Origin of the sequence: Frankia sp. AvcI1, assembly GCF_001420875.1 — a bacterium.
Lineage (GTDB): Bacteria > Actinomycetota > Actinomycetes > Frankiales > Frankiaceae > Frankia > Frankia alni.
The window spans coordinates 24,058-49,337 of the sequence record NZ_LJFZ01000020.1 but is presented as its reverse complement, the minus strand read 5'-3'; the positions used below and the strand labels follow the sequence as shown (position 1 = coordinate 49,337).

Here is a 25,280-nt window from a genome sequence, read left to right as displayed (position 1 = left end):
CGTTCCAGAAGAAGGACCTGCTGCCCACGATCGAGATGGCGATGAGCCGGTTCACGGAGATCGTGAGCCTGGAGGCCGAGGTCGAGGACCTGCAGGGCCGGCTCGAGGCCAGGAAGATCATCGAGCGGGCGAAGGGTGTGCTCCAGACCGAGCACAGCATGACCGAGCCGGACGCCTTCCGCTGGATCCAGCGGACGTCGATGAACCAGCGCAGGACGATGCGCNCCGTCGCCGAGGCTGTGCTGTCGGGCGAGGCGCTGCCAGGCTCGTGACGTCCCCGTTCGGGCCCTCCCCGGCCACGCGCCGGCCGGGGACCGGGTGAGCGACCCCTCCACGCCGGGATCAGCGCCGATCCCCGGCCCCGAGGACGCGCCGCAGCCGTCCCCCCAGGCACCGGAGCCCGCCCCGCCGGGCGCCTGCGCCCCCCTGCCCGAGCCGACGGGCTCATCCGCCCCCCTGCCCGAGCCGACCGAGGCCGACCGGCGAGCGACGCCGGGGTCCGCTCGGTCGTGGCGGGCCCGCGTGGGTCATGCGCGGATCGCACTCCTGGCGGTTACCGGCCGAATCGGCCGGTGGGCCCGGGCCCGGTGGCGCACCGGGCGCGGTCGGGCGATCCTCGCCGCGACCGTCGCCCTGATCCTGGCCGTGCCGTCGGCGCTGGGGCTCGTCCTGGTCACCGTCCTGCACGGCGACCGCGGCGCCGACGTCGCCGTGACCAGGGTGGCAACCCTCGGTGTCATGGCACCGCTCTCGGGTGATCTGNCCGCCGACGGAACGAGCGTGCGCAACGCGGTCGCGCTCGCCGTCGACGAGGCCAACGACTCGGGGGCGATCCCGGGCTGGCGCCTGGAGCTGTCCACCCGCGACGACCTGTCCCGCCCGGACGGGGGAGCCCAGGCCGCCGACGCCTTCACCGCCAACGACCGCCTCATCGGCGTCGTCGGACCGTTGAGTTCACTCGTGGCCAGGGTCGCGTTGCCCACGCTGAGCGCCGGGGGCATCCCGGTCGTCTCCCCGTCCAACGCCGACCCCGCCCTGACCGGCGTCGGCACCGACCCGCGCACCCGCCCCTACCCGACCTACTTCCGGCTCGCTGGCACCGACGAGCTGCAGGCGCGGGTGGCCGCCGAGTACGCGGTGCGAACACTCGGCCGCCGCCGCATCGCCGTCGTCGACGGGGAACCCCGCTACGGCACGACGCTCGGTGGCCGGTTCGNGGTGCGCTCCGCCGCGTTGGGGGCGACGGTCACGTCGGTCTACCAGGTCCAGGGGGACGATCCCGACGGGTCTGAGCTGGAATCGACCGTGGAGGCGATCGAGCAGGAGGCCCCCGACCTGGTCTACGTCGCCACCGGCGCGGCCTTCGCCGGGAAGCTGCGGACCCGGCTCGCCGAGGCGGGCGCGTCGATCCAGGTCATGGGCTCGGACGCACTGCTGCAACGCCGCTACACCGACGACGCGAAGTCGGCCGCGGACGGCGACCTGATCACCAGCCTGCTGGTCCCGCCGACGAGGCTTCCGGCCGCCGGTGCCTTCGTCGCGGACTACTCCGAGCGGTTCGGCGGTCCGGCGGACGACGACGGCAGCACCACCCCGAGCGGCGCCGACGGCACCCACGGGTCCGACTCCGGCCAGCGGAACCGCGAGCACGCCACCCCGTCGGCCGCCACCCACACTCCGCCGGCCACCCGCACCACGTCCGCCAACGGCACCTCGCCGGCCACCCGCACCTCGTCCGCCGCCCGCCCTTCCGAAGCGGCCGCGGTTACGGCGACGGGCGGCCAGCCGGCAGCGCCGCCGCGGGAGAGCCGCCATCCGGCGGCACGGCACCCGGCCGGAAGCGACGCCGCCGGAAGCGACGCCGCCGGAAGCGACGCCGCCGATGGCGACGCGGCCGCGGCGCAGCGCCGGCAGGCGGCCCACGACGCCGCCGTCGAGCTTGCCCAGCGTCGCGCCGAGGCCGTTCCCGCGGTGGCCGCCTACGCCTACGACGCGGCACGGACGATCATCCGGGCGGCGGCGACGGTGCTGCCCGGCCGTCCGGCCGTCGACGCGGCCGCCCGGCACGACATCGTGGCCGCGATCGGCCGCGGCTCGTTCGCCGGCGTCACTGGCTCCGTTGGATTCGATCGGTGGGGGGACACGCGCACGCCGAGCGTCGTCCTCTACACCGTGCTGGGGGGCCGGTTCGTCGCCCTGACAACCCGGGCCTGACCCGCGAGTCGGTTCCCGCGGCGCCGCCGGTCGTCGTACCCGCCGAGCGGGTGTGGTCGCGCGGCCCTACGTTCCGCCTCCACTCCAAGAAACTACTCAAGGCTACGACACGCTCACTACGGGCTTTCCTTGGTCGGTATCGCAGGCTAGGTTTCGTCGCGACAAGTCGTCGATCGGTTACTTGATTTCGCGACGACGGTTCCGGCGGACTCCGGTGCCCGGGGTGCCGACACCAGNGGCGAAGTGCTGCGGAAGGACGTGTCATGAGCGGTCCTGGACGGCGATGGGCAGTGCTGGGGGCCGCGGGGGTGCTGGCGGCCGTGGCCGCGCTCGGCGGGTGCGGCGGCTCCACCGCCGAGGTCGGCAAGAAGGAGTTCGTCATCGGCTTCCAGGGGCCGCTGTCCGGCGACAACCAGCAACTTGGCATCAACGCCTTCGACGGCGTAGTGACCGCCGTCGACCTGGCCAATCGGCGCGAGGATCTGCCGTTCCGGCTGCGGCTGGTCTCCTCGGACGACCAGGGCAACCCCGACCAGGGCCCGACCGCCGCGCAGAAGCTCCTCGACAACCCGGGCGTCGTCGCCGTCGTCGGTCCGGTCTTCTCCGGGCCGACGAAGTCGAGCGAGCCGCTCTACTCCCAGGCCGGCCTGCTGTCGGTGAGTCCGTCGGCGACGAACCCGGCGCTCACCGACCTCGGCTTCCTCACCTTCTACCGGGTGATNGCCCCCGACACGGTCCAGGGCGCGGCTGCGGCCGAATACCTGACGAAGGTGCTGAAGGCGACGAAGGTCTACTCGCTGGACGACCGCAGTGAGTACGGCATCGGCCTGTCCGGGGCGCTCGAGCAGGCGCTGACCGCCCACGACGTCACGGTCGTCCACGACGGCATCAACCCGACGAAGGACTACACCTCTCAGGCTACGAAGATCATCGATGCGCATCCGGACGTGCTCTACTACTCCGGCTACTACTCGGAGCTCGCGGCGCTGACGAAGACGCTGCGCAGCAAGGGCTTCACCGGGAAGATCGTCAGNGGGGACGGGTCCAACGACGACCAGCTCATCCGGGAGGCCGGCGTCGGCAACGCCGAGGGCACGCTGCTCACCTGCGCCTGCGGAGATCCGAACAGCGATCCCGCCGCGGCCGAATTCGTCGCCGAGTACCGGACGGTCAACAGCGGGGCGCGGCCGGGCACGTACTCCGGCGAGGNGTACGACGCCACCAACGCGATCATCGAGGTGCTGCGCAAGATCGGCCCGGGGGCCACCCGGGAGTCGGTCGCGGCCGCGTTCGGCTCCGTGAACGTCCCCGGCGTCACCAAGCAGATCCGGTTCCGCAAGAACGGCGAGGTGGAGGGGGCGACGGTCTACCTCTACGAGGTGCGGGACGGGAAGCGGACGGTGCTCGGCCCGGTCGAGTCACTCATCAAGCCGTAACGCCACGGCTGGTCCCCGGTCCCGCACCGCCGCGCCTGCGCCGGGTCCGTCCGCGTCACGCGGGGCGGACCCGGCGGTCTGCCGTCCGGGCTGCTGTGACCTTCGGGTCGCTGTGCCGTTCGGGTCGCTGTGACGTTCGGGTCGCTGTGACGTTCGGGTGGCTGTAGGCCGCAGACGGGGATCCAGGGTCGATGCCCCGGTCGGGGTTCGCACGACCGGGGATTCAAGGTTGAGGCACCCGGGATCGACTTTGGTGCCGTCCGGACCTTCCCCGCGTCCGGGCGTTGTCTACTCGCCCCTCCCGGGTGCCACCGGCGATGAGATTAGGCCGGTCCATGCATCTGGTCAATGCACCGGAGTGGTCCGGTGTGTCCGTTCGGGCATCCTCTTTGGTGGGCAGGAGAAACGGGAAATACTGCGATCAGGGCGATCCTTGCCCGGATTTTGTGTCCCGGGTGGCGGNGGTCCACTCCGGTCAGCGTGGGTCGGATTCGTTCCGACCGGCCGACAGGCCGCCGCGGATCATGCAGGTGAGGCGACAGGTGCAGGTCACGCGGCCGGCGTCGTCGGTGATCCGGATGTCGTAGGTGACAAGGGTGCGCCCCCCACGGATCCGGGTGGCGACGGCGGTGACGGTGCCCGAGGTCGCCGACCGGTGATGCGAGGCACTGATTTCGATGCCGACGGCCATCGAGCCGGGCGGCGCGTCCAGGTTCGCCCCGACCGAGCCCAGCGTCTCCGCGAGCACCACGGAGGCGCCGCCGTGCAGGAGACCGTAGGGCTGCCGATTGCCCTCGACGGGCATCGTGGCGACCAGCCGGTCGGGGCTCGCCTCGGTGAGGACGATGCCCATCCGCTGCTCGATCTCCCCGCGCGCGGCGTTGATCTGCGCGGCGAGCCGCACCGCGTCGGCTTCGGCGCGCCGGTCGCCGCCGGCGTCTGTACCGCCGGCGTCTGTACCGCCGTTCCCGCCGACGTCTGTGCCGGCGCCTGCGCCGCTGCTCTGGATCGCGGCGATGTCGTCAGCCGCGGGCGCGGCATCGGCAGCGGTCATGACCATCAGCCTAGTGCAGCCGCTCACCTGTTCCTTGCGGTGTCCGGTGACGGTCTGTGGTGGCAGCGCGGCGCTCGCCTCGCCGCCGGACGGCCACCGGAACCGCCCCGCGACCGCTGTGCAGGGGAACTGCACCCACGGGCGTCGAAGCGCCGAGGCGACCCGGAGGCTGCGGAGGGAGGGCAGGGCAGGCCGCCCGAACAGTGCGGAGGTCGCGGTCACCACCGCGTGGTGCCGGGCGTGCAGTGGCCCCGCGCCGCGGCGGACCGCCCACAGGCGACGAAACTGTCGGACGCACGGCCTAAACTCGCCGCGTGTCCGTCACCACGTCGAACTCGCCCGCCGACCAGTCGGCTCCGTCCGCCGCCGAGGTTCCGCCGGCGGGGTCCGCCGCCGACGCGGGGTCGGTCGCCCAGGCAGGGTCCGCCGGCCAGGCACGATCCGCTGGCCAAGCACGATCCGCCGACGAGGCGGGGTCCGCCGGGGCCGAGTTGTCGACCGACGCGGCTCTCGCTGCCGGAGCCGGCGATGCCGTCGAGACGAGCGCGCCCGCGGCAGGTGGGTCGGCCGCGGCGGCGAAGCCCACGGCGGCGGCTCGGCCGGCGAGGGCGCCCGCGGCGAAGAAGGCGGCGCCCGCGGCGAAGAAGGCCGCAGCCGCAGCCGCAGCCACGGTCCCGCGGCTGTTGCTGCTTGACGGGCATTCGCTGGCCTACCGCGCTTTCTACGCGTTGCCGGTGGAGAACTTCTCCACCACCACCGGTCAGCCGACCAATGCCGTGTACGGATTCACCTCGATGCTCATCAACGTCCTGCGCGACGAGAAGCCGACCCACGTGGCGGTCGCCTGGGACCTGCCGACGCCGACCTTCCGCCACACCCAGTACGCCGAGTACAAGGCGGGCCGCTCGGAGACCCCGGCCGACTTCGTCGGGCAGGTCAGCCTCATTCATCAGGTGTGNGACGCGCTCGCCGTGCCGGGGGTCAGCGCCGCCGGCTACGAGGCCGACGACGTGATCGCCACGCTCGCGACCGCGGGCGCCGCGGTGGGGATGGACGTGCTGGTCGTGACCGGCGACCGGGACGCGTTGCAGCTCGTCGACGAGCGGGTCACGGTCCTGATGACCCGCAAGGGCATCTCCGACATGACCCGCTTCACCCCGGACGAGGTGCAGGCGAAGTACGGTCTCTCGCCGGTGCAGTACCCGGATTTTGCGGCGCTGCGCGGCGACCCGTCCGACAACCTGCCCTCCGTGCCGGGGGTGGGGGAGAAGACCGCGACCAAGTGGATCCAGCAGTTCGGGTCCCTCGCCGAGCTGGTGGACCGGGCCGACGAGATCGGCGGGAAGACCGGGGCGTCGCTGCGCGCCCATCTGGCGTCGGTCATCCGCAACCGTTCGCTGACCGAGCTGTCGCGCGATGTCCCGCTCCCCGTCGGCCCGGACGAGCTGCGCCTGCGTCCCTGGGACCGCGAGGCCGTCCACCAGTTGTTCGACACGCTGCAGTTCCNCGTCCTGCGTGAGCGCCTCTACGCCGCCCTGGCCACCGCCCCGCCGCCCGTGGAGGAGGGCTTCGAGGTCGAGCTGACCACCCTCGGCCCCGACGAGGTGGCCCAGTGGCTCGACGAGCACGCCCGCGGCGTCGGCCGTACCGGCCTGCATCCCCGCGGAACCTGGGGGCGGGGCACGGGCGTGCTGTCCGGCCTCGCGCTGGCCTCGGCCGACGGCGCCGCGGCCTGGCTGGACCCGACCCAGCTCACCCCGGCGGACCTGGCGGCGCTCGGCGGCTGGCTCGCCGACGCCCACCAGCCGAAGGCGGCGCACGACGTCAAGGGTCCGATGCTGGCTCTCGCGGAGCTGGGCCTGACACTGGCCGGCGTCACCAGTGACACCGCGCTGGCCGCCTACCTGGCCCTGCCCGGCCAGCGCTCGTTCGACCTGGCCGATCTGGTCGCCCGCTACCTGCACCGGGATCTGGCCGTCGAGCCGGCCGGCAACGGCCAGCTCACCCTCGACGGCTCCGGGGAGGCGGAGGAGTCCCACGCCGACGCGGTGCGGGCCCGCGCGTGCCTGGAGCTCGCCGACGAGCTCGACGCGGACCTGGAGCGCCGCTCCGCCGCGGTCCTGCTGCGGGACATGGAGCTTCCGCTGGTCACGGTCCTCGCCGGGATGGAGCGGGCCGGCATCGCCGCCGACCAGGATCATCTGACCGAGCTGCAGAAGCACTACGGCGGCGAGGTCACGGCCGTCGCCGCGCAGGCCCACGAGATCGTCGGCCGGACGTTCAACCTCGGTTCCCCCAAGCAGCTTCAGCAGATCCTGTTCGACGACCTCGGTCTGCCCAAGACCAAGAAGATCAAGACCGGCTACACCACCGACGCCGACGCCCTCGCGTGGCTCGCGGTGCAGTCCGACCATCCGCTGCTGCCGGTGCTGCTGCGCCACCGGGACGTGGCCAGGCTCAAGACCGTCGTCGACTCGCTACTGCCCATGATCGACGATGCCGGCCGCATCCACACCACGTTCAACCAGATGATCGCCGCCACGGGCCGGCTGTCGTCCACGGACCCGAACCTGCAGAACATCCCGATCCGCACCGCCGAGGGGCGCCAGATCCGGCGCGCCTTCGTCGTCGGCCCCGGCTACGAGACCCTGCTCACCGCCGACTACTCGCAGATCGAGATGCGGATCATGGCGCACCTGTCCGGCGACGAGGGCCTCATCGAGGCGTTCGGGTCCGGCGAAGACCTGCACACCTTCGTCGCCNCGGAGGCGTTCGGCCTGCCCGTCAGCGAGGTCGACCCCGAACTGCGGCGGCGCATCAAGGCGATGTCCTACGGGCTGGCGTACGGGCTGTCGGCGTTCGGACTCGCCAGCCAGCTCGGGATCGCCCCCGACGAGGCGCGCGAGCACATGGACGCCTACTTCGGCCGATTCGGCGGGGTGCGCGACTTCCTGCGCGGCGTGGTCGAACGAGCCCGCCGGGACGGCTACACCGAGACGATGCTCGGCCGCCGGCGCTACCTGCCCGACCTGACCAGCGACAACGCCCAGCGCCGGCAGATGGCCGAGCGGATGGCCCTCAACGCCCCGATTCAGGGCTCGGCCGCCGACATCATCAAGATTGCCATGTTGGGGGTGGACCGGGCGCTGCGGGCCGGCGGGCATGCCTCCCGGCTGCTGCTCCAGGTCCACGACGAACTCGTGCTGGAGATCGCTCCCGGCGAGTACGACGCGGTCGAGGCGCTCGTCCGCGCCGAGATGACGTCGGCATACACCATGTCGGTGCCCCTCGACGTCAGCGTCGGAGCCGGCCGGACCTGGGACGACGCCGCCCACTGAATGCCGGAAACGCCCATTCCCGGGGAGGTTGTGCCGATGGTCTGTATACGTTCCGGCCGGGATTTCCGTGGACGCGCGGCGGGCTATGTCCGGACATGGTCGCGTGGTGGCGGTGCAGGTATCGGACGCGGATGTTAGCCGCTGCGCCGCACCGGCTATGTTGAAGAAAGCCTGACCTGGATCTCGTCAGCGTCGCGGGTGGTGACCTCGGCACCGGGTCACCGTGGCCCTGGTGCGGCCCGCAATTCTCCGCCGGATATGTCGACCCAGCCGAATAGCCCGCCGTGGGACCGTGGCGGAATGGGCGGTCCGGGCCACGTCCTGTGGACCGGCCGGAGCGGCGGGGAGGGATGCGGTTCGTGCACAGCGGTCGTACGTTCGCCGACCGTCGGCGGTTCCTCGTCGCCGCGCCGACGGGCGCCGCCGCCCTGTTCCTGCTCGCCGCCGTCCTGCCCGGCTCACCGGGCCAGCTGCGCTGGGAGAGCTGGGTCGGCCTGCTGGTCGCGGCGGCCAACGTCGTGCTGGGACTGGTGGCGAGGCCGCGCTGGAGCTGGGTGCCGCCGTTCGCCGCCGCCTCGCTGGCAGCCGCCCTCGCCCTCGCGCTCGCCGGAGCCAGCGCCGGCAGCGACGCCGACATGTACCTGGTCTGGTTCCCCCCGCTGTGTGCGTATGTCGCTCTGGTGACGGCTCCCATGGCGGTCCTGGTGATCGCCATGATCACCGGCGCGCTTGTGGCGGGCGTGGCGGCCGGCGGCGACCTGGGTCAGACGGCGGGTCCGATGTCGGCGGCGCTCAGCACGGTCGTGGCCGGAGCGGTGGTGAAGGGCCTGTTCCGGGCGGGCCTGCTGCAAAGCCACGCCGATCCCCTCACGCACCTGGCCAACCGGGCCGGCACCCTCGAAGGTGGCGAGACCGCCGTGGCGGAGATCCAGGCGGAGGGTCGGGAGGCGATCCTGATCCTGGTCGACATCAACCGCTTCCATGAGATCAACGATGCGCTCGGGCANGTCGGCGGGGACCGGCTGCTGCAGATCATCGCGAGGACGCTGTCCGGGCTGCGGCCGATCCCGGCCTTCGTCGGCCGGGCCGGCGGGGACGAGTTCGCCCTCGTCTTCCGCGGGATGCCGGTCCCCTCCACGGTCGCGATGGCCGCCAGCCGCCCGGGAGCGCCCCTGCCGGTGCCCACCGCGGCGGAGACGAAGCGGCGCCGGGTGCTCGGCCGGCGGGTCCTGCGCCAGATCCAGGGCCCCTTCCAGGTCTGCGGCGTCGACGTCGAGGTGGACGCCTCCGTGGGGATCGCCGTCGCCCCCCGCGACAGCACCACCATGAGCGGGCTGCTGACCTGCGCCGACTCGGCGCTGCTGCGGGCCAAGCGCGTGGGGGAGAGCGTCGGGCTGTGGGATCCCGGCATCACCGGCGTGCGGCCCGAGGAGATCGCGCTGTACGCGCAGCTGCGCACCGCGATCACTCGCGGCGAGCTGGTGCTGTACTACCAGCCGCTGCAGTCGGCATGCTCGGGTGGGATCGTCGGCGCGGAGGCGCTGCTGCGCTGGCACCACCCCACGCGGGGGCTGCTGGCGCCCGGCGTGTTCCTGCCCGTCGCCGAACGCTCCCCGTTGATCGCCGATCTGACCCGCTGGGTCCTCGACGAGGCGCTGCGCCAGTGCGCCGCCTGGGCGGACGANGGCCTGCGCCTGCCCGTCTCGGTGAACCTCTCCGCCCGGATGCTGGTGCTCGACGACCTGCCCCAGGTCGTTGCCGGCTCACTGGCGGCCCACGGCCTGGCCAGCGACGTCCTCACCCTGGAGATCACCGAGAGCGCATTGGTCACCCAGCCGACCCGGGCGGCGACGATGCTGAGTGAACTGCGGACGCAGGGAGTCTCGCTGTCCCTGGACGACTTCGGTACCGGCTACAGCTCGATGGAGATCCTCAAGACGCTCCCCTTCGACGAGGTCAAGATCGACCGGGGTTTCGTCACGGATGCCCGCGGCAGCCTGCCCGACGCCGCGATCGTCCGATCGGTGCTCGACCTGGGCCACCGGCTCGGGCTGCGGGTGGTCGGCGAGGGGATCGAGGACGAGCGCACGCTGGCGATGATGATCGACCTTGGCTGCGACCTGCTTCAGGGCGAGGCGATCTCGGTGCCGTTGCCGGCGGCGAAGATGTCCGAGCTGCTCCGCTCCCGGGCCGCGGCACGACCGTCGGCCCCGCCCACGACCCTGCCGCCCACGACCCTGCCGCCCACGACCCTGCCGGCCTCGGAACGCGCCCCCGCGGAGTGGGCCGGGGGACTGCCCCGTGGCGGACTGACGGACGGTGGCAAGGTGCCGGGGGAGGGGCGCGCCGGGGGTGAGACGGCCGGGGGTGGTGTGGCCGGGGGCGTGGGGTCGGCGGAGGCCGGGCGGCCGGACTCGCTCCCGACCGGGGACGAGGCGGGAGCCGGGCCGGGGGGACGCGGCCAGCAGCAGGGAGTGCCCGCCCGGTCGGGCCGGCGCATCGAGGGTCGACCCCCGTCGCGCAGCTGACCACACGGACCACCACCTCGCACGGCTGACCGCCCGGACCCACCATCGCGCGCGGGTCAGCGTGCGGCCGCTGTCCCCGGGGCGGTCGCCGGGGGGGTGGGCGCCAGCGACGCGCAGGCGGTTCGCGCGGTACGCCAGGTGTCGGCATCCACGCCAGGCGGGGCCGCGGTAGAGCCCGGCCGCGCACCACCGCCAGATCCGCCGCCGGCCCCCGTCCCGCCGCCGGCACCGGGTCCGCCGCCGGCACCGGGTCCGCCGCCGTTCGGGGCGCCCGACGGCGGGGCGCCGGTCGGACGGGCGCCCTGCGCCGGGGCGTCTCTCGGGGTGCCGGTGCCCGGAGTCGGCAGCGTCACCCCGTTGTTCGCGAGGCAGGTCCGGTAGGCGACCATCGCCTCCGACGCGCCGGCGGCGGGAGTCGCCCCCGTGGCGGGAGTCGCCCCCGTGGACGGAGTCGCCCCCGTGGACGGGGTCGCCGACGGGGCGGTCCCCGACGAGGCCGCGCCGGCCGCCGCGTTGCTCCCGGCGCCCCCGCATCCGGCCAGCACCGCCGTCAGGGTGACCGTGAGCAGTGGCAGGATGAGCCGGTGTCGTCGCGTCGCGGCGCCCTTGCGGCCCGCGAACCGGGACATCCTGACGTGGTTCATGCTCCTCCTCGGGACAGCGGGACCGCCGGTGTGGCGACTGGAGGACACGCTGCCGGGCCCCGCTGTGGGGAGCCTGTGCCGAGGCTGGGTGTTTCATGCGGTTCGTGGGGCTCTGGGCCCGGCGGCGTCAGACCGCGATGCCGACCTCGCGCCACGCCTCGGTGACGGCCCTGCGCTCGTCCGCGCCGAACAGCACGCCGGCCTGGCGGCGCGTCGCCGCCGCGAACGAGCGGAAGGTCGCGTTCGGCCGCACCTGCGGGGCGCGCAGGCTCTCGTACCAGATGCGGCCGGCCCGCTCCCACGCGTAGCCGCCGAGCGCGATCGCGGCGAGGTAGAACGCCTTGTTCGGGATGCCGGAATTGATGTGCACGCCACCGTTGTCACCGGTCATCTGGACGTAGCCGGTCATGTGCGCGGGCTGGATGTCGTCGCCGAGCACGGGATCGTCGTAGGCGGTGCCGGGATCCTTCAACGACCGCAGCGCGACGCCCTGCACCGCGTCGGTGAGCAGCTCGTCGCCGATCAGCCAGTCGGCCTGCTCTGCCGTCTGCCCGAGCGCGTACTGCTTCACCAGAGAACCGAAGACGTCGCTGACCGACTCGTTCAGCGCCCCGGACTGGTTGACGTACATCAGCGCCGCCTCGTCCTCGGTGACGCCGTGGGTCAGCTCGTGCCCGATGATGTCCAGCGANACCGTGAACCGCTGGAACAGCTCGCCGTCGCCGTCGCCGAACACCATCTGCCGGCCGTTCCAGAAGGCGTTGTCGTAGTGGTCGCCGTAGTGGACGCTGGCGAGCAGTCCCACTCCCTCGTCGTCGATCGAGTCGCGGCCGAACACCTCCGAGTAGAACCTGAAGGTGGCACCGAGGCCGTCGTAGGCCTCGTTGACCGCCACGTCGTCGACGGCAGGCTCGTTCTCGGTGCGGACCGTTCTGCCCGGCAGCGACTCGGTGCCGGCGGCGTCTGCGACCGTGCGCCNTGGACCGGCGTCCGGGTCCAGCCGCGGCGGTACGACTCCGCGTTGCGCCGAGCGAAGCTGGGCGTTGTGGAGGCGGATCGTGCGGTGCGANCTGTCCTGCAGCAGGGTGGACAGCGCCCAGGAACGCTGGTCGTCGCTGCCGTTGCGGACGATGCGTTCGAGGACGTGCGGCGGGACGGCGCAGGGCACGGTGGGGCCAGGGACGGTGGCGCCCGGGGAGACGGGGCTCGTCGCGGTGGGGCGGGGGCAGGGCATGATCGACTCCGGAGGGTGGCGGCGGCGGCCGGGACCGAGGCCCGGCGTGCCTCCGACGGGTGGTGTGACTCCTGGCCACCGACCCTGCTACCTGCGGCGCAGGATGTCCAGAGTGTGCTGGCGTGTCTGTGTTGTGTGGTTGTTGCGCTATGGCGTGTCATCGCCATGGNGGCGAAGCTGGTCCTCCGGTACTTTGCCCCGCCGGCCGTGCCACTGCCGGAGCCCGGCCCGCGCGGCCGCCTGCGCGAGGGCCAGCGCCAGACCGCCGAGCACGAGGTAGGTCATGTGCGCGTCCAGCCAGTTCACGGCGCCGCGCATCCCGGGGGCCACCGCCCGCGCCGCGGTCAGGTAGAGCGCGGCGGACAGCAGGGAACCGGGAATCAGGAACCGCAGGAATCGACGCATCGGCACACCACCCGCACCGAGCGCGGCGTCGACCGCCGCGTTGGTGTTGACCAGGCAGAACCACAGCAGGGGAGTCTGCGTCCCCGGTCGGCCCAGGGCCGTGACCAGGCGGCTGTCGCCGAGACGCCGCAACAGGACCGAGCGGATGTTGTTGCGCGCGAGCCCGAAGTAGCCGACGTCGACCAGGGCCCGAAAGAACGCGGCGACCAGCAGAGCCGGCACGAACGGCACCGACCCGCCCACCAGCAGCAGGATCGCCCAGGTGGGCCGCAGCGCGATGAGCAGCAGCGGCGCCCGGCCGGCGAGCGCCGGCACCAGGGCCAGCCCCAGGGCGCCGAGCCCGAGCAGCGAGCCGGTGAGCAGCACCGGCCACAATCGGTGAGCAAGCCGTCGCCCGGCCGGTACCGCCCGGGACGAGTGCTCCGCTGGCCCCGCCTCTGCGGCGTGCTCGGCTGGCCCCGCCTCTGTGGCGTGCTCGGCTGGGCTCACTCCTGCCGGGTCCTCGACCGGCTCCGCCCGTGCGGGGCCGTCGGCCCGTCCTGCTCCTCCCGCGCCACCGGCCCGTGCCGCGTCGGCGCCACCTGGCAGCTCAGGAACGGCAGGCCTGGGGACGGCGGGCGTGGGAACGGACTGCGCCCGCCCCGTCTCGGCTACCCCCACACGGACCAGTCTGCCAACCGCCGCCCGCGCGGCGAAGGCGGTAGGCCGAGGTGGCCGAGCAGTAAAGTGCCCGATCAGTGCAGCTGCCGCGCCCGCCGGCCCGGCGGAACATCTACCGGCACGGGCTGGCAGACTCGGCATCGTGCTCACAGTGGGTCTGACGGGTGGTATCGGCTCGGGCAAGAGCGCGGTGTCGGCGCGCCTCGCGGCTCGCGGGGCGCTGCTGATCGACGCCGACCAGATCGCCCGGGACGTGGTCGCTCAGGGCACCCCGGGCCTCGCCGCCGTGCTGGCGGAGTTCGGAGCCGAGCTGGCCGCGCCCGACGGCAGCCTCGACCGCCCGGCACTCGGCCGGATCGTCTTCGCCGATGCCGCGGCCCGTGGGCGCCTGGAGGCGATCATCCATCCACTCATCCGGGCCGAGACCGGCCGGCGGATCGCGCAGCTCTCTTCGGACGGGATCGTCCTGCACGATGTGCCGCTGCTCGTCGAGGTGCACGCGGAGGNCAACTACGACCTGGTGCTGGTCGTCGAGGCGCCGCGCGAGCTGCGGCTGGTGCGGCTGGAGGGCCGCGGCCTGCCCCGCGACCAGGCACTCGCCCGGATGGCCACGCAGGCCAGCGACGAACAGCGCCGCGCCGCCGCCGACATCGTCATCGACAACGGGGGCAGCCTCGACGAGCTCGACGCCCGCCTCGACGAGGTCTGGCGGGAGCTGCTCGCCCGCCGCGACGCCCGGGCCGCCACCGAACACCCCCCGGCCGCCACCCCGTAACCAACGCACGTCGCGGCCGGGTGCGTGGGCTACTGCACCCCGGCGGCACCCATGCCGCGCAGCTCCTTCTTCAACTCGGCGATCTCGTCGCGCAACCGGGCCGCCAGCTCGAACTGAAGTTCCTTGNCCGCCTCGTGCATCTGGTCGTCGAGCTGGCGGATGAGCTGCGCCAGCTCGTGCGAGGGCATCCCGGCGAGCTCGGCGGCGTACCGGCCGACCGTGCCCTGCGCCCCGCCCCGGGACTTCATCCCCGGCACCGGCGCCTTGCCGCGTGACTGTGACCGCCCGCCCCCGCCGATCAGCTCGCCCTCGGCCGACTCGCGGACCATGTCGTCGAGGATGTCGACGACCTTCTTGCGTAGCGGCTGCGGATCGAGGCCGCGTTCGGCGTTGTAGGCCATCTGCTTCTCGCGGCGCCGGTTCGTCTCGTCGATGGCGTGGCGCATCGACGGGGTGATCTTGTCCGCGTACATGTGCACCTGGCCGGACACGTTGCGGGCGGCGCGGCCGATGGTCTGGATCAGCGACTTGTCGGAGCGCAGGAAGCCCTCCTTGTCGGCGTCGAGGATGCTCACCAGCGACACCTCGGGCAGGTCGAGGCCCTCGCGCAGCAGGTTGATCCCGACGAGGACGTCGAAGTCGCCGCGGCGCAACTCGGTGAGCAGCTCCACCCGGCGCAGGGTGTCCACCTCGCTGTGCAGGTAGCGCACCCGGATGCCGAGTTCGAGCAGGTAGTCGGTGAGGTCCTCGGACATCTTCTTGGTCAGCGTGGTGACGAGGACGCGCTCGTCGCGCTCCGCGCGCAGGCGGATCTCGTGGACGAGATCGTCGATCTGCCCCTTCGTCGGCTTGAGCACGACCTCCGGGTCGAGCAGCCCGGTCGGCCGGANGATCTGCTCGACCACGCCGTCGGCCCGGCCCAGCTCGTAGGGGCCCGGCGTCGCCGAGAGGTAGACGGTCTGGCCGATGCGCTCCAGGAACTCCTCCCATCGCAGCGGGCGGTTGTCCATCGCGCTGGGCAGCCGGAAGCCGTGCTCGACGAGGTTGCGCTTGCGGGACATGTCGCCCTCGTACATCCCGCCGATCTGGGGGACCGTCACGTGCGACTCGTCGATCACCAGCAGGAAGTCGTCGGGGAAGTAGTCCAGCAGGGTGTGCGGCGCGGTGCCGGCCTCGCGGCCGNCNATGTGCCGGGAGTAGTTCTCGATCCCGGAGCAGAAGCCGACCTGGCGCATCATCTCGATGTCGTAGGTGGTGNNCATCCGCAGCCNCTGCGCCTCCAGCAGCTTGCCCTGGCGCTCCATCGTCGCGAGGCGCTCGGCGAGCTCCGCCTCGATCCCCGCGATGGCCCGCTCCATCCGCTCCGGGCCGGNGACGTAGTGCGTCGCCGGGAAGACGAAGATCTCCTCCACCTCGCGGACGATCTCCCCGGTCAGCGGGTGCAGGTAGGTCAGCCGCTCGATCTCGTCGCCGAACATCTCGACCCGCACGGCGAGCTCCTCGTAGACCGGGAACACCTCCACCGTGTCGCCGCGGACCCGGAAGGTCCCCCGGGTGAAAGCCAGGTCGTTGCGGGTGTACTGGACGTCGACGAAGNGGNGCAGCAGCAGGTCCCGCTCGATCTCGTCACCGACGCNCAGCCGCACCATCCGGTCGATGTACTCCTGCGGCGTGCCCAGGCCGTAGATGCAGCTCACGCTCGCCACCACGATGACGTCCCGCCGCGTGAGCAGGCTCATCGTCNCCGAGTGCCGCAGCCGCTCGACCTCCTCGTTGATCGNGGAGTCCTTCTCGATGTAGGTGTCGGTCTGCGCGATGTACGCCTCGGGCTGGTAGTAGTCGTAGTACGAGACGAAGTACTCGACCGCGTTGTGCGGCAGCAGCTCGCGGAACTCGTTGGCGAGCTGCGCCGCGAGCGTCTTGTTCGGCGCCATCACCAGCGTCGGCCGCTGTAGGCGCTCCACGAGCCACGCCGTCGTCGCCGACTTGCCGGTGCCGGTCGCGCCGAGCAGGACCACGTTGGTGTCGCCGGCCCGCACGCGCCGGGCCAGCTCGTCGATCGCGGCGGGCTGGTCGCCCGACGGGGAGAAGTCGGACACGACCTCGAACGGGGCGCGCGTCCGCTCGATGTCGAGGCTGGGCCGTTCGAACGTTGTGCTCACGTCTACCAGAACACCACAGCCCTCCGACAGTTTCCGACCGGCCGCCGGCGGCTCACCCGCCAGCCGGGTTCCAGCCGATCAGCCGTGCGCCGAGCACCGCCGTCTGCAGGACGTACCGATCCGTCGGGGAGGTCGGGTCGTGGCGGGTCAGCGCGTGGATGCGGTCGAGCCGGTAGGTCAACGCCCGCACGGACAGGTGCAGCCGACGTGCCGCGGCGAGCGCCACTGCGCCGGTGGTGAAGTAGGCGTCGAGGGTGTCGATCAGCGGGCCGGCGCCGCCCCGGGCGGCCCGCAGCGGCGAGAGCACCGCCTCGACCAGCTCCGCCAGCGCCTCCCGGTCGCGCAGCAGGACCTTGTAGATGAGCAGGTCGTCGGTGTGGACGACGGCTCCCTCCAGCCCGAGGCGGCCGGCGAGCTCCGCGGCGCCGCGGGCCTCCTCGAAACCGATCCGGACCCCGGCGACGCCGCTGCGCGCGCGGCCGACCCCCACCCGCCACAGCAGGCCGGGCTCGGCCCGCAGCCGGCGGGTCAGCGCGGCCATCGCGGCCGGGGCCTCCGGCGTGGGCGCGAACGCGGGCAGCGGGGAGAAACCCGCGTCCGCGGCCCCCGACTCGTCCGCCCGGCGCCGGCCGGGCGGACGGCTGCCCGCGGCCGCCGCGGGCCGGGCCCGCGCCCCCGGTGATCCCGACGGGCCCGGTGATCCCGGTGATCCCGGCGGCCCCGGCGCGGCGCCGCGCGCCTGCCCGGCCGCCGCGACGCCGCCGGCGGCGTCCACCCCGGCCGCCGACCGGCCGGCCGGGGCGCGGCCGCGAACGGGCGGCTGCGGGCCGCGGGCCAGGTCGCCCTGCTCGGGCACCACGCAGACGAGCAGGCCGTCGCGGGTCGCGACCAGCGGATCGGTGAGGCTGTGCTCGCGCAGGATGGTCTCGGCCGCGCGGGTCAGCGCCCGCCCGTCGAGGAAGCGCCGGTTGCCGGCGACGACCAGAACGGTGTGCGGTGCCTCCAGCCGCAGGCCGAACGCCCCGGCCCGCTCCAGCAACTGGCTCACCGCCGACGTGCCGGTGAGCAGGTCGTCGACGAGTTCGCGGCGCAGCGCCTCCTCGGAGCGCGCCCGGGCGGTGCGGGCCGCCTCGTAGCCCTCGCACACGGCGGCGACGGCGTCGTCGCTGGCCCGCAGCACCGCGGAGGCGGCGGCGCGGGTGCGCGAGACCGCCCCGACCGATTCCCCGGCCGAGCGCAGCGCGTCGGCGAGCTGCCGCGGCGCCACCGGCTCGCTCGACGCCCTGGTCAGCTCGCGGGCGGCGCGGTCGGTGGCCCGCACCGCCGGCAGCGACGGCCACACCCGCCAGGTCGCCGAAAGGTAGAGGTCGACCAGGGCACGCAGCGACGCCCCGGACTCCGCCGCCGCCTGGCCGAGGTCGCGAAACGCCTCCAGTTCCGCCCGGGTCAGCCGCCGGCCGCTGTCCGCCGCCGAGGCGAGGACGTCGAGATAGTCGCCGAGCAGGCCGGCATGCAGCCGGGAGTCGGCAGCCGCGAGCACGGCGGCGCGGGGTAGCCGGGTCAGGCTCGTCTCGGGCAGACCGGCCGGCGCGTCGTCGTCGACCGCGGCCGTCCCGGCCGGTTCGTCCGCCTCGTCCACTTCCTCGCCTCCCGCTCCTGATTGCCGAGCCTCGGCAGCAAAATCATAGGCGAAGTCGCGGAGTCCGTGCGGTGTCTGCCGGGACGTTGAAGGGCACGCTAGACGTTGAGCATGTGTAGCACCCGGTCGGCCACCCCGGCCGGGGAACGGGGAAACGGAGAGGAGTCTGAGNGGACATGACCACCCACGACGCCACCAGGCGGGGAGGGTTTCCGCCGATCACGGTGCGTCCGGGGCTCGCCGTCTCGGTGGCGGTCGTCACCGTCCTGCTCGCCGCGATCACGCTGCCGGCCACCGTGCCGGACCGGCCCGGTTTCGCCTACCTCTGCGGCGGGCTGATCGGCGCGGGCCTGCTTGTCGGCATCATGCTGGGCGCGGATCTGCGGCGGGCCCGGGCCGCCCGCCGGGCCGGGCTGACCGTCGTCGGCATCACCCTCGGCGCCTTCGGCAGCCGCCTGACGGTCGCCCTCGGTGGCCGTGACGGGGGCGGCGGCGGGGCGGGCGTGACCCTCGCGGGCCGCGCCGGGCCCGCACCTGCGCCGGGCGGGTCGGCCTCGCCCACCGGGCGTTCGGGAGCGGCCGGATCTGCGGGCACGTTCGGCGCGGGCGGCGGAGTCGACGTCGTCGTGCCGCCGAACACCGCCTCAGGGAACTCCGCGACCGGCCCGGGGAGCCCGGCCACCGGCCCGAGGTTCGTCGAGTCGGGTGCCGAGGTCCGCGCCGAGGCGCAGGTCGCCCGCGCGGGTCTCAGCGTGACCGCCCTGGCCGGTGCGCTGCTTGTCACCCTCGGCGCGCTGGCGCCGGCGGGGACGCTCGAACTGGCCGGCCAGGTGGCCGTCTGGGTGGGTACGTTCGCGCTGCTGGTGGCCTTCATCGACGTGCTGCCCAGCCCGCGCAGCTCCGGTGGGCGGCTGATCGCCGCCCGGGTGCTGCGCCGCACCGGCAGCCGGGAGCGCGCCGAGCAGGCCGTCGCCCGGGCCGGCGTCATCAGCGGCTGGTCAATGATCGCCGTGGGTGTCGCGGGCGTGTTCCTCGTCGGTTTCGTCGGGCTGTGGGCGGTGCTGCTCGGCTGGCTGGCGCTGGGGGCCTCCCGGTTGGCCCAGTCCCAGCAGCGCACCCACGCCGCCCTGGCGGGGCTGGTGGCGCGGGACGTCATGAGCCCGGCGCCGCCGGCGCTGTCGTCCTGGTCGACCGTCGACGACGCCCTCGACGACGTGGTCCTGCCCGCCCACCGCGCCGTCTTCGGGGTCGAGGACTTCGATGGTTCGCTCGCCGGGGTGGCGCTGCTGCGCGACCTCGCCGCCGTCCCGATGGACGACCGCGACCTCGCCCGGGTCAACCGGGTCTGCATCCCGCTGTCCATGGTCGCGACCGCCGCCCCGGACGACGCGGTGGCCGACCTGCCCGCGAGGCTGCTCGAACGGCCGGCCGCCGGCTGCGTCGTCGTGGTCGAGCCGGTGGCGGACGGCAGCCCCCGGATGGTCGGCACCGTCGGCCCGGTCGAGCTCAGCCAGGCGATCGAGACGGCGCCGCTGCGCGGGCGGAGCACCCGACCGGTGCGGCCCGGCAACCTCTGGCGCTGATCCCGCCGGCGGGCAGTTCGCCCGCCCGGCCGGTCCACCTCGGCCACGCCCCGGACCGGACCCCCTCAAGGGATCCGGTCCGGGGACGCCGGGACGATCGCGCCTCCCAATAGCTACTAATAGTAATTAATTCGTCGCTGCACGCTCATCTGCTGATGGTGTGGCGTACGTGAACGTGCTCTGACCGGCCGCTGGCAACGGCGCCCGGCCGGTCAGGGCGACACCTTCCGCCCCGGAGGAACCGGGGTGGCGCATCCGGGCCGCGACCGGCGACACCTCTGGAGATCTCCGTGCACGTTCCCCTCTGGGCCTGGGCCGCCTTCGTCGGCGCCTTGCTCGGGCTCCTCACCATCGATCTGCTGGCCCACCGCAAGGCGCACGTCATCGGCTTCCGCGAGGCCGCCTGGTGGAGCGTGCTGTGGGTATCGCTGGGCCTCGGCTTCGCCGGGGTGATCTGGGCCTGGCAGGGCCCCGGCGCCGCCGGCGAATACACGGCGGCCTGGCTGCTCGAGAAGAGCCTGTCCGTCGACAACCTGTTCGTCTTCGCGCTGATCTTCTCGTATTTCAAGGTCCCCCGGGAGTACCAGCACCGGGTGCTGTTCTACGGCGTTCTCGGCGCTCTGGTGCTGCGGTTCGTCTTCATCGCCGCCGGGGTCGCCCTGCTCGAGCAGTTCAGCTTCATCATCTATATCTTCGGCGCCTTCCTCATCTACACGGCCGTGAAGATGCTGCGCGACAGCGGGGTCGAGATGGACCCGGGGCAGAGCCGAGCGGTGAGACTGCTGCGGCGGGTCATGCCGGTCACCGATCAGTACGAGGGGCAGCACTTCGTCCTGCGCCGCGCGGGCAGGCTCGTCGCCACGCCGCTGCTCGCCGTCCTCGTCGCGATCGAGACCGCCGACGTGCTGTTCGCCTTCGACTCGGTGCCCGCAGCCCTGGGCGTCACCGACCGGACGTTCCTCATCTACACCAGCAACGCGCTCGCCATCCTGGGTCTGCGGTCGCTGTTCTTCCTGCTCGCGGGCCTGATGGAACGGTTCCACCACCTGGCGACGGGGCTGGCGTTCATCCTTGCCTTCATCGGCGTGAAGATGCTGCTCACCGACGTGTGGCACATGCCGATCGCNCTGTCGCTCGGCGTCATCGCCGTCGCGCTGGCCGTCTCGGTGGTCTGGTCGCTGCTGACCGAGCCGCCCGCGGAGAGGGCCGCCGACAAGCCGGCGCCGGAAGCGGAGGCGGATGCGCAGGCCGAAGTGGAGGCGGATGTGGAAGGCTCGCCGGCGGCGGAGACGAGTTCCGCACCGGCCCCGGCGGCCGACCAGGCCGAACCACGCCAGGTCGCCGGGGCGGGCGGCGGGTTCCCCGGTGGGCACCCTCGCTAGGCCAGCATTCCGCCCGGCGCGGGCGGCCCGTCGGCCTGTCCCCGGCGGACCGCCCGCCGGGTACGGCCCGCGGGACCGGTCAGCTCGGCCTCGCCGGCTCGCCGCGCGGGCCGGGCGCCGGGGCCCGGCGGATACGCCGAAGGCCGGGCGGGGGCGCGGTGAAGATTGCGAACGGGTCGCGGTCGTCCACCGACTGGCCGGTGTCGACGGCGCGGGAGATCCGGTCCCAGCGGAACCAGNGTGGGCCGCCCCGATCCAGGCACCAGGCCAGCAGGTACCAGTGGCCGCCGGTGAAGGCGAGCAGCTGGGGCTCCACCCGGCGGCCGACGGTTCGGCTGCCGGCGGCGTCCTGATAGTCGATCGCGAGCACCCGGCCGCCCCGCAGCGCGTCCTCGATCGTGGTGGCCAGCGCCGTGCGGGCGACGACGGGTGGTCCTGCCCAGCCGCGCGAGGCCAGCTCGGCGACCTGTCGCTGCTGCGGCGCAGGCATGATGTCGAGCAGCTTCTCGAGCNCCGCCGCGCCGTCGCGGGTCAGTGGGCCGGTCGCGGCGGCGGCCAGTGCCACGGCGGCCGAGCTCGCCTGGCCCTGGGTGAACGCGACGGGCGGCAGCATCGCGTGCTGGGCGAGCACGTACCCGCCCCCGGGTCCGGAGATCCCGCCGACGGGAACCCCGGCGTCCTGGAGGGCGAGCAGGTCCCGGCGGATTGTTCGCACGCTGACGTCCAGCCGGGCCGCCAGGCTTGCGGCTGTTCGCCCGGCGGGTCCGGCCCGGCGCAGCTCCTCGACGATCGCGGTCAGTCGATCTGGGTGCGGCATGCGTTCCACGTTGACAGGGCCCTGTCACGACTGGTGGCGAAACAGCGCGACTTGGGCAATCTCGCTGCCCCATGCCCGTGATGTGCGATGGCCGCGGCGCCGAACCGCGCAGGACCCGGGCGGCGGCGGACGCGGGCGGCGGCGGACGCGGGCGGCGGCGGACGCGGGCGGCGCGGCCCGGTGACCGGCGGCGGCGGGCGGCGCGACAGGCGTGGGTTCGGCGCCGGATTCGGTGCCTCGTGGGGCGACGGAGGTGAGCGTGATCGGGGGTCGGAATTTCGCTCGGGTGATGCCGTGATCCGCATCCGAAGTGTTTCCGGTGCATGATTCGGAAGATTCGGTTGACGGCTGGACCGGTCGCGATGCGCGACTCGCCGGGAAGGGAAACGTGGAGCACTTCGATGCGCTAGTTACCCTGGTCGCGACAGCTGTCCGGGCTGGTCGGCCGGGGTGGGGTGGGTCACGACTGTCGTCGTGGACGGGGGTGTGGCCATGAGTGCGGCGGCATCGGCGAAATCCTGATCGATCAACCTGGCCCGATATGTTCGCCGGTGTACTCCGTGGACGTACGGCGAGGCGATCATCGATCCTCTCGTAATCGCTTTATGTTTTAGTGAAGGCGGATGATGCACAGTTTGTTGGCGGTCGTCGTGTCCCNCGGAGGCTCGACCCATNTGCACCAGTTGCTCTCGGTCCTGGTCGCCATGAACGGCTGCGAGACGGTGCTGGTAGAGAACGGCACCCTCGCCGGGCGCCCGGTGCCCGCCGGGGTGCGGATCGTCGAGGGCCACGGCAACGTGGNCTACGGCACGGCCGTCAACCTCGCCGTCCGAGGNGCCCTCGCGGACGGCCCNGCGCCGGACTGGCTACTGGTGATCAACAGTGATGTGACGATCCCCCACGACACCGCGGAGGTCCTTCCGAAGCTCCTCGCCTGGTACCCGCCGTCCGTCGACGTCGTCGGATTCCCGTTCCTCGCCAGCGAGGGCGGCCCCGGACGGTCCCGCGGCGTGCTGCCGACCTCGCGCACGAACGCCTTCATCACGCTGCGCGGCGAAGCGGCGGCCGTCGCCCGGTGGCCGGAGCTGCGCCACCCCGTCGGCGCCTTCTTCGCCATCCGCGTCCCGACCTTCCTGCGCCTCGGCGGCTTCGACCCCGCCTACTGGATGTACTACGAGGAGACCGACCTGTTCACCCGGCTGTACGCGGCCGGCGGCCGGCTTGCCTGGNCCGACGACGAATGGCCGGTGGTGCATGTCGGCGGTGAGACCGTCGGCCGCTCCGACCTGCTGCATGCCGAGCTCGGCCGCTCGGCCGCCATCTACGCCCGTCGCCACCGCGCCACCCTGGGCTGGAGCTGGCCCGCGGTGCACGCCGGCCAGCTCGTCGTCCTCACCGCCCGCAAACTCGCCACCGGTCACGTCCACGACGCGCGCCGCGCCGCCGGGATCCTCGCCGGCCTCACGGCCGGCCTGACCCGGCCGAGCTGGGAACCCGCCGTGCACTCCCGTTGGCGCGCCGCCCCCGCCGCGACCCGCCGTCGCCTCGGCCGCCTCCCCCCGGCCGACGCCGCCCGCCCCACGACGCCCGCTGTCCCGGCGCGGGCGTCCCGATCCGGCGAGCTCGGGCCGGGACCCGACCCGGCGGTCGCCGACCCTCTCGCCACCGGGTAGGCCTCGCCACGACCCCGGCGGACAGCGACGTCCGGGCCGATGGGGCGGACCGGGATCGGCACCGGCTCAGTAGCCTGATGCGGCACGGGGGCCTGCCGGGTGGGACGGGGTGTCAGGTCCCGCCGGAGAACCGCGCGTGGTGGAGGAGTGACACATGGACATCCTGACGCTGGGCCCGGCCGAGCCCGAGCGGATCGTGCTCTTCGCCACCGGCGCAGGCGGCGACCCGCAGCGATACCAGCCGCTCCTGGAGCATCTCGCCGCCCATGGCTGCCGGGTCGTCGCGCCCCACTTCGAGCGCATGGCCGGCCGAGAGGCGACGACGGCCGAGCTGGTCGCCCGTCCGGCCGGGCTGGTCGAGGCGCTCCGCCGGGAAGCGTCTGCGGACGCGGCGGTCGTGGCGGTGGGTCACTCCATCGGCGGCTGGGCCGCCCTCTGCCTGGCCGGAGCGACCCCCTGGGCGCGGGACGGCACGCCGCTGGACGTGCCGCGGGAACCCCGGGTCAGCCGTCTTGCCCTGTGGGCGCCCGCCACCGGCTGGTTCGCCGCTCCCGGCGCCCTGGCCGCAGTGACGGTCCCCATGCTCGTCCACGCCGCCGAGCTCGACACCGTCACGCCCGTCGACCAGGCCATCCTGCTGAAAAGTGCGCCGGGCGACGTGGATCTGCGCATCGTGCCGAACGCGGGTCACTTCAGCTTCATGCACTCGCCGCCGCCGGACCTGGCCGACGACGGCGACGGCTTCGACCGTGACCTGTTCCTGCGCGACCTCGCACAGGCAACCCTGGAGTTCGCCCTGGCGTCCTGAGCCGGGCGACGCGCGGCCGCGAGCCGCACCTCGGCGATGCTGGCGCCCCCGGTCAGGAGCAGGGTGGGGTGTAAGCGACCTCGGGTAGCACAGCCTTCCATTCGGCCTCGGTGAGTCGGTTGGCCCTCTCCGCGCAGGCGGCCTTGGTGAACCGGTCGGGGTCCAGATCCCATATCCGAGTGATGTTGTTGCTGTTGGCGGTGGCCAGCAGCCGCCCATCCGGGCTGGGTACCACGCCCGCGGCAGCGTTCGTGAGGGTGGCCAACGACTGGTCCACCTCGCCACGCGCGGTGGTGTCCCACAGCTGGGGATCGCCGTCTCCGCTGGTGGCGAGCAGCCGCCCGGCTTGGTCGAACACCACACTGCCATCCCAGAAGACGTGCGTGGGCGCAAACCTGAAGGTGGCCGACGACTGGTCCACCGTGCCGCGGGCGGTGGTGGGCCACAGCCGGGCTGTACCGTCGCGGCTGCTGCTGGCGAGCAGCCGTCCATCCGGGCTGAACGTCACCTCGGAGACCCAGTCGGTGTGAGCGGTGAAGGTGGTCAGCGCAGCGTTGCCCTCGCCGCGGGGGCGGTGGTATCCCACAGCCGGGCGGTGCCGTCCTCGCCGCTGGTGGCAAGCAGCCGCCCGTCCGGACTGAACACCACGGCTGTGACGGCGCCCAAGCGGCCGGTGTGGCCGGTGAAGGAGGTCAGCGGAGTGTGGAATTCGCCGCGGGCGGTGGTGTCCCACAGCTGGGCGATGCGGCCCCAGCCGCTGACGGCGAGCAGCCGCCCATCCGGACTGAACGCCGCGGCACTGAGGACGATGCTGGCGGCGAAGGTGGCCAACGACTGGTCCACCTTGCCGCGGGCGGTGGTGTCCCAGAGCCGGGCGGTGCCGTCCTTACTGGTGGTCGCGAGCAGCCGCCCATCCGGACTGAACGCC

The 25,280-nt window shown here is 73.3% G+C and carries 11 protein-coding genes and 29 pseudogenes; 21 read left to right on the top strand and 19 right to left on the bottom strand.

Annotated features, from left to right (window positions below):
* From UK94_RS19970 to UK94_RS58980, 7 pseudogenes are all read left to right on the top strand, one after another.
* A pseudogene (locus UK94_RS19970) lies at window positions 1-224 on the top strand (ANTAR domain-containing protein); the annotation flags it as partial.
* A 539-nt stretch (window positions 225-763) separates the two neighbouring features.
* Window positions 764-1,216 (top strand): annotated as a pseudogene (locus UK94_RS59005) (ABC transporter substrate-binding protein); the annotation flags it as partial.
* Window position 1,217: 1 nt separating this feature from the next.
* Window positions 1,218-2,214, top strand: a pseudogene (locus tag UK94_RS59000) (ABC transporter substrate-binding protein); the annotation flags it as partial.
* A 263-nt stretch (window positions 2,215-2,477) separates the two neighbouring features.
* A pseudogene (locus UK94_RS58995) lies at window positions 2,478-2,935 on the top strand (ABC transporter substrate-binding protein); the annotation flags it as partial.
* Between the two features lies 1 nt (window position 2,936).
* Window positions 2,937-3,247, top strand: a pseudogene (locus UK94_RS58990) (ABC transporter substrate-binding protein); the annotation flags it as partial.
* Window position 3,248: 1 nt separating this feature from the next.
* Window positions 3,249-3,423 (top strand): annotated as a pseudogene (locus UK94_RS58985) (branched-chain amino acid ABC transporter substrate-binding protein); the annotation flags it as partial.
* A gap of 1 nt (window position 3,424) precedes the next feature.
* Window positions 3,425-3,650 (top strand): annotated as a pseudogene (locus UK94_RS58980) (branched-chain amino acid ABC transporter substrate-binding protein); the annotation flags it as partial.
* Window positions 3,651-4,125: 475 nt separating this feature from the next.
* On the opposite strand, the gene UK94_RS19955 reads toward UK94_RS58980, so the two are convergent.
* A complete protein-coding gene (locus UK94_RS19955) occupies window positions 4,126-4,704 on the bottom strand; it encodes a hotdog fold thioesterase (RefSeq protein ID WP_095212876.1) in 579 nt (192 codons plus the stop codon).
* Between the two features lie 491 nt (window positions 4,705-5,195).
* Here UK94_RS19955 and UK94_RS58975 point away from each other — a divergent pair.
* The 7 genes and pseudogenes from UK94_RS58975 to UK94_RS58945 form a co-directional block, all read left to right on the top strand.
* A pseudogene (locus UK94_RS58975) lies at window positions 5,196-5,662 on the top strand (DNA polymerase I); the annotation flags it as partial.
* A 1-nt stretch (window position 5,663) separates the two neighbouring features.
* Window positions 5,664-6,210: pseudogene (locus UK94_RS58970) on the top strand (5'-3' exonuclease H3TH domain-containing protein); the annotation flags it as partial.
* Window position 6,211: 1 nt separating this feature from the next.
* Window positions 6,212-7,466, top strand: a pseudogene (locus tag UK94_RS58965) (DNA polymerase); the annotation flags it as partial.
* A gap of 1 nt (window position 7,467) precedes the next feature.
* On the top strand, window positions 7,468-8,042 hold a 575-nt coding region (locus tag UK94_RS58960; RefSeq protein ID WP_235488830.1), incomplete at its 5' end, for a DNA polymerase.
* Window positions 8,043-8,392: 350 nt separating this feature from the next.
* Window positions 8,393-9,048 (top strand): annotated as a pseudogene (locus UK94_RS76260) (diguanylate cyclase); the annotation flags it as partial.
* Window position 9,049: 1 nt separating this feature from the next.
* Window positions 9,050-9,726: pseudogene (locus UK94_RS58950) on the top strand (EAL domain-containing protein); the annotation flags it as partial.
* Window position 9,727: 1 nt separating this feature from the next.
* Window positions 9,728-10,570: EAL domain-containing protein (locus tag UK94_RS58945; protein WP_235488828.1), on the top strand; the 843-nt coding region annotated here is incomplete at its 5' end.
* 56 nt (window positions 10,571-10,626) lie between these two features.
* On the opposite strand, the gene UK94_RS19940 is transcribed toward UK94_RS58945, so the two are convergent.
* The 4 genes and pseudogenes from UK94_RS19940 to UK94_RS58930 form a co-directional block, all read right to left on the bottom strand.
* Window positions 10,627-11,214 carry a hypothetical protein gene (locus UK94_RS19940; RefSeq protein WP_055751057.1) on the bottom strand — a complete coding sequence of 196 codons (588 nt, stop codon included), beginning with the start codon at window positions 11,212-11,214 and terminating at the stop codon, window positions 10,627-10,629.
* 127 nt (window positions 11,215-11,341) lie between these two features.
* Window positions 11,342-11,905: pseudogene (locus UK94_RS58940) on the bottom strand (M4 family metallopeptidase); the annotation flags it as partial.
* 1 nt (window position 11,906) lies between these two features.
* Window positions 11,907-12,192 (bottom strand): annotated as a pseudogene (locus tag UK94_RS58935) (peptidase M4 family protein); the annotation flags it as partial.
* 92 nt (window positions 12,193-12,284) lie between these two features.
* Window positions 12,285-12,448: pseudogene (locus tag UK94_RS58930) on the bottom strand (peptidase M4 family protein); the annotation flags it as partial.
* 1,216 nt (window positions 12,449-13,664) lie between these two features.
* On the opposite strand from UK94_RS58930, the pseudogene coaE reads away from it, so the two are divergent.
* Window positions 13,665-14,019 (top strand): annotated as a pseudogene (gene coaE, locus UK94_RS58925) (dephospho-CoA kinase); the annotation flags it as partial.
* Window position 14,020: 1 nt separating this feature from the next.
* A partial coding sequence (locus tag UK94_RS58920; protein WP_235488825.1) for a dephospho-CoA kinase occupies window positions 14,021-14,288 on the top strand: 268 nt, incomplete at its 5' end.
* A gap of 29 nt (window positions 14,289-14,317) precedes the next feature.
* Here the strand turns inward: UK94_RS58920 and UK94_RS58915 are convergent.
* The 9 genes and pseudogenes from UK94_RS58915 to UK94_RS19915 all read right to left on the bottom strand — a co-directional run.
* A pseudogene (locus UK94_RS58915) lies at window positions 14,318-14,414 on the bottom strand (UvrB/UvrC motif-containing protein); the annotation flags it as partial.
* A 1-nt stretch (window position 14,415) separates the two neighbouring features.
* Window positions 14,416-15,177: pseudogene (locus UK94_RS58910) on the bottom strand (helicase-related protein); the annotation flags it as partial.
* Between the two features lies 1 nt (window position 15,178).
* Window positions 15,179-15,470, bottom strand: a pseudogene (locus UK94_RS58905) (excinuclease ABC subunit B); the annotation flags it as partial.
* Window positions 15,471-15,473: 3 nt separating this feature from the next.
* Window positions 15,474-15,545 (bottom strand): annotated as a pseudogene (locus tag UK94_RS58900) (hypothetical protein); the annotation flags it as partial.
* 14 nt (window positions 15,546-15,559) lie between these two features.
* Window positions 15,560-15,660, bottom strand: a pseudogene (locus UK94_RS58895) (hypothetical protein); the annotation flags it as partial.
* Between the two features lies 1 nt (window position 15,661).
* Window positions 15,662-15,884, bottom strand: a pseudogene (locus UK94_RS58890) (excinuclease ABC subunit B); the annotation flags it as partial.
* 41 nt (window positions 15,885-15,925) lie between these two features.
* Window positions 15,926-16,031 (bottom strand): annotated as a pseudogene (locus UK94_RS58880) (hypothetical protein); the annotation flags it as partial.
* Between the two features lie 38 nt (window positions 16,032-16,069).
* Window positions 16,070-16,450 (bottom strand): DEAD/DEAH box helicase family protein (locus UK94_RS58870; protein ID WP_235488823.1); only part of this gene is annotated, 381 nt, incomplete at its 3' end.
* Between the two features lie 52 nt (window positions 16,451-16,502).
* Window positions 16,503-18,089, bottom strand: coding sequence for a helix-turn-helix domain-containing protein (locus UK94_RS19915; protein ID WP_055751052.1), 1,587 nt, complete (start codon window positions 18,087-18,089; stop codon window positions 16,503-16,505).
* A 1,873-nt stretch (window positions 18,090-19,962) separates the two neighbouring features.
* Between UK94_RS19915 and UK94_RS19905 the strand changes: the two are divergent.
* Together UK94_RS19905 and UK94_RS58865 are read left to right on the top strand one after the other, a co-directional pair.
* Window positions 19,963-20,798 (top strand): annotated as a pseudogene (locus UK94_RS19905) (TerC family protein); the annotation flags it as partial.
* Window position 20,799: 1 nt separating this feature from the next.
* Window positions 20,800-21,054 (top strand): annotated as a pseudogene (locus UK94_RS58865) (tellurium resistance protein TerC); the annotation flags it as partial.
* Window positions 21,055-21,133: 79 nt separating this feature from the next.
* On the opposite strand, the pseudogene UK94_RS74420 reads toward UK94_RS58865, so the two are convergent.
* From UK94_RS74420 to UK94_RS58855, 3 genes and pseudogenes are all read right to left on the bottom strand, one after another.
* A pseudogene (locus UK94_RS74420) lies at window positions 21,134-21,293 on the bottom strand (transcriptional regulator); the annotation flags it as partial.
* A 1-nt stretch (window position 21,294) separates the two neighbouring features.
* The coding region (locus UK94_RS58860) for a WYL domain-containing protein (protein ID WP_235488865.1) at window positions 21,295-21,544 on the bottom strand (250 nt) is incomplete at its 3' end.
* A gap of 23 nt (window positions 21,545-21,567) precedes the next feature.
* Window positions 21,568-21,871: HTH domain-containing protein (locus UK94_RS58855; RefSeq protein WP_235488820.1), on the bottom strand; the 304-nt coding region annotated here is incomplete at its 3' end.
* An 854-nt stretch (window positions 21,872-22,725) separates the two neighbouring features.
* Between UK94_RS58855 and UK94_RS58845 the strand changes: the two are divergent.
* The 3 genes and pseudogenes from UK94_RS58845 to UK94_RS19890 form a co-directional block, all read left to right on the top strand.
* Window positions 22,726-23,100 (top strand): annotated as a pseudogene (locus UK94_RS58845) (glycosyltransferase family 2 protein); the annotation flags it as partial.
* 1 nt (window position 23,101) lies between these two features.
* A pseudogene (locus UK94_RS58840) lies at window positions 23,102-23,544 on the top strand (glycosyltransferase family 2 protein); the annotation flags it as partial.
* A gap of 154 nt (window positions 23,545-23,698) precedes the next feature.
* Window positions 23,699-24,352, top strand: coding sequence for an alpha/beta fold hydrolase (locus UK94_RS19890; protein ID WP_011605716.1), 654 nt, complete (start codon window positions 23,699-23,701; stop codon window positions 24,350-24,352).
* A 52-nt stretch (window positions 24,353-24,404) separates the two neighbouring features.
* On the opposite strand, the gene UK94_RS19885 is transcribed toward UK94_RS19890, so the two are convergent.
* A complete protein-coding gene (locus tag UK94_RS19885) occupies window positions 24,405-24,938 on the bottom strand; it encodes a hypothetical protein (RefSeq protein WP_055751050.1) in 534 nt (177 codons plus the stop codon).
* Window positions 24,896-25,280, bottom strand: a pseudogene (locus UK94_RS19880) (serine/threonine protein kinase); the annotation flags it as partial. The pseudogene UK94_RS19880 and the gene UK94_RS19885, both read right to left, overlap by 43 nt.

Bases quoted from the DNA above. Each gene is read 5' to 3' on its own strand.
- UK94_RS19890 (WP_011605716.1), top strand. From the start codon at position 23,699: ATGGACATCCTGACGCTGGGCCCGGCCGAGCCCGAGCGGATCGTGCTC.
- UK94_RS19955 (WP_095212876.1), bottom strand. From the start codon at position 4,704: ATGACCGCTGCCGATGCCGCGCCCGCGGCTGACGACATCGCCGCGATC.
- UK94_RS19940 (WP_055751057.1), bottom strand. From the start codon at position 11,214: ATGAACCACGTCAGGATGTCCCGGTTCGCGGGCCGCAAGGGCGCCGCG.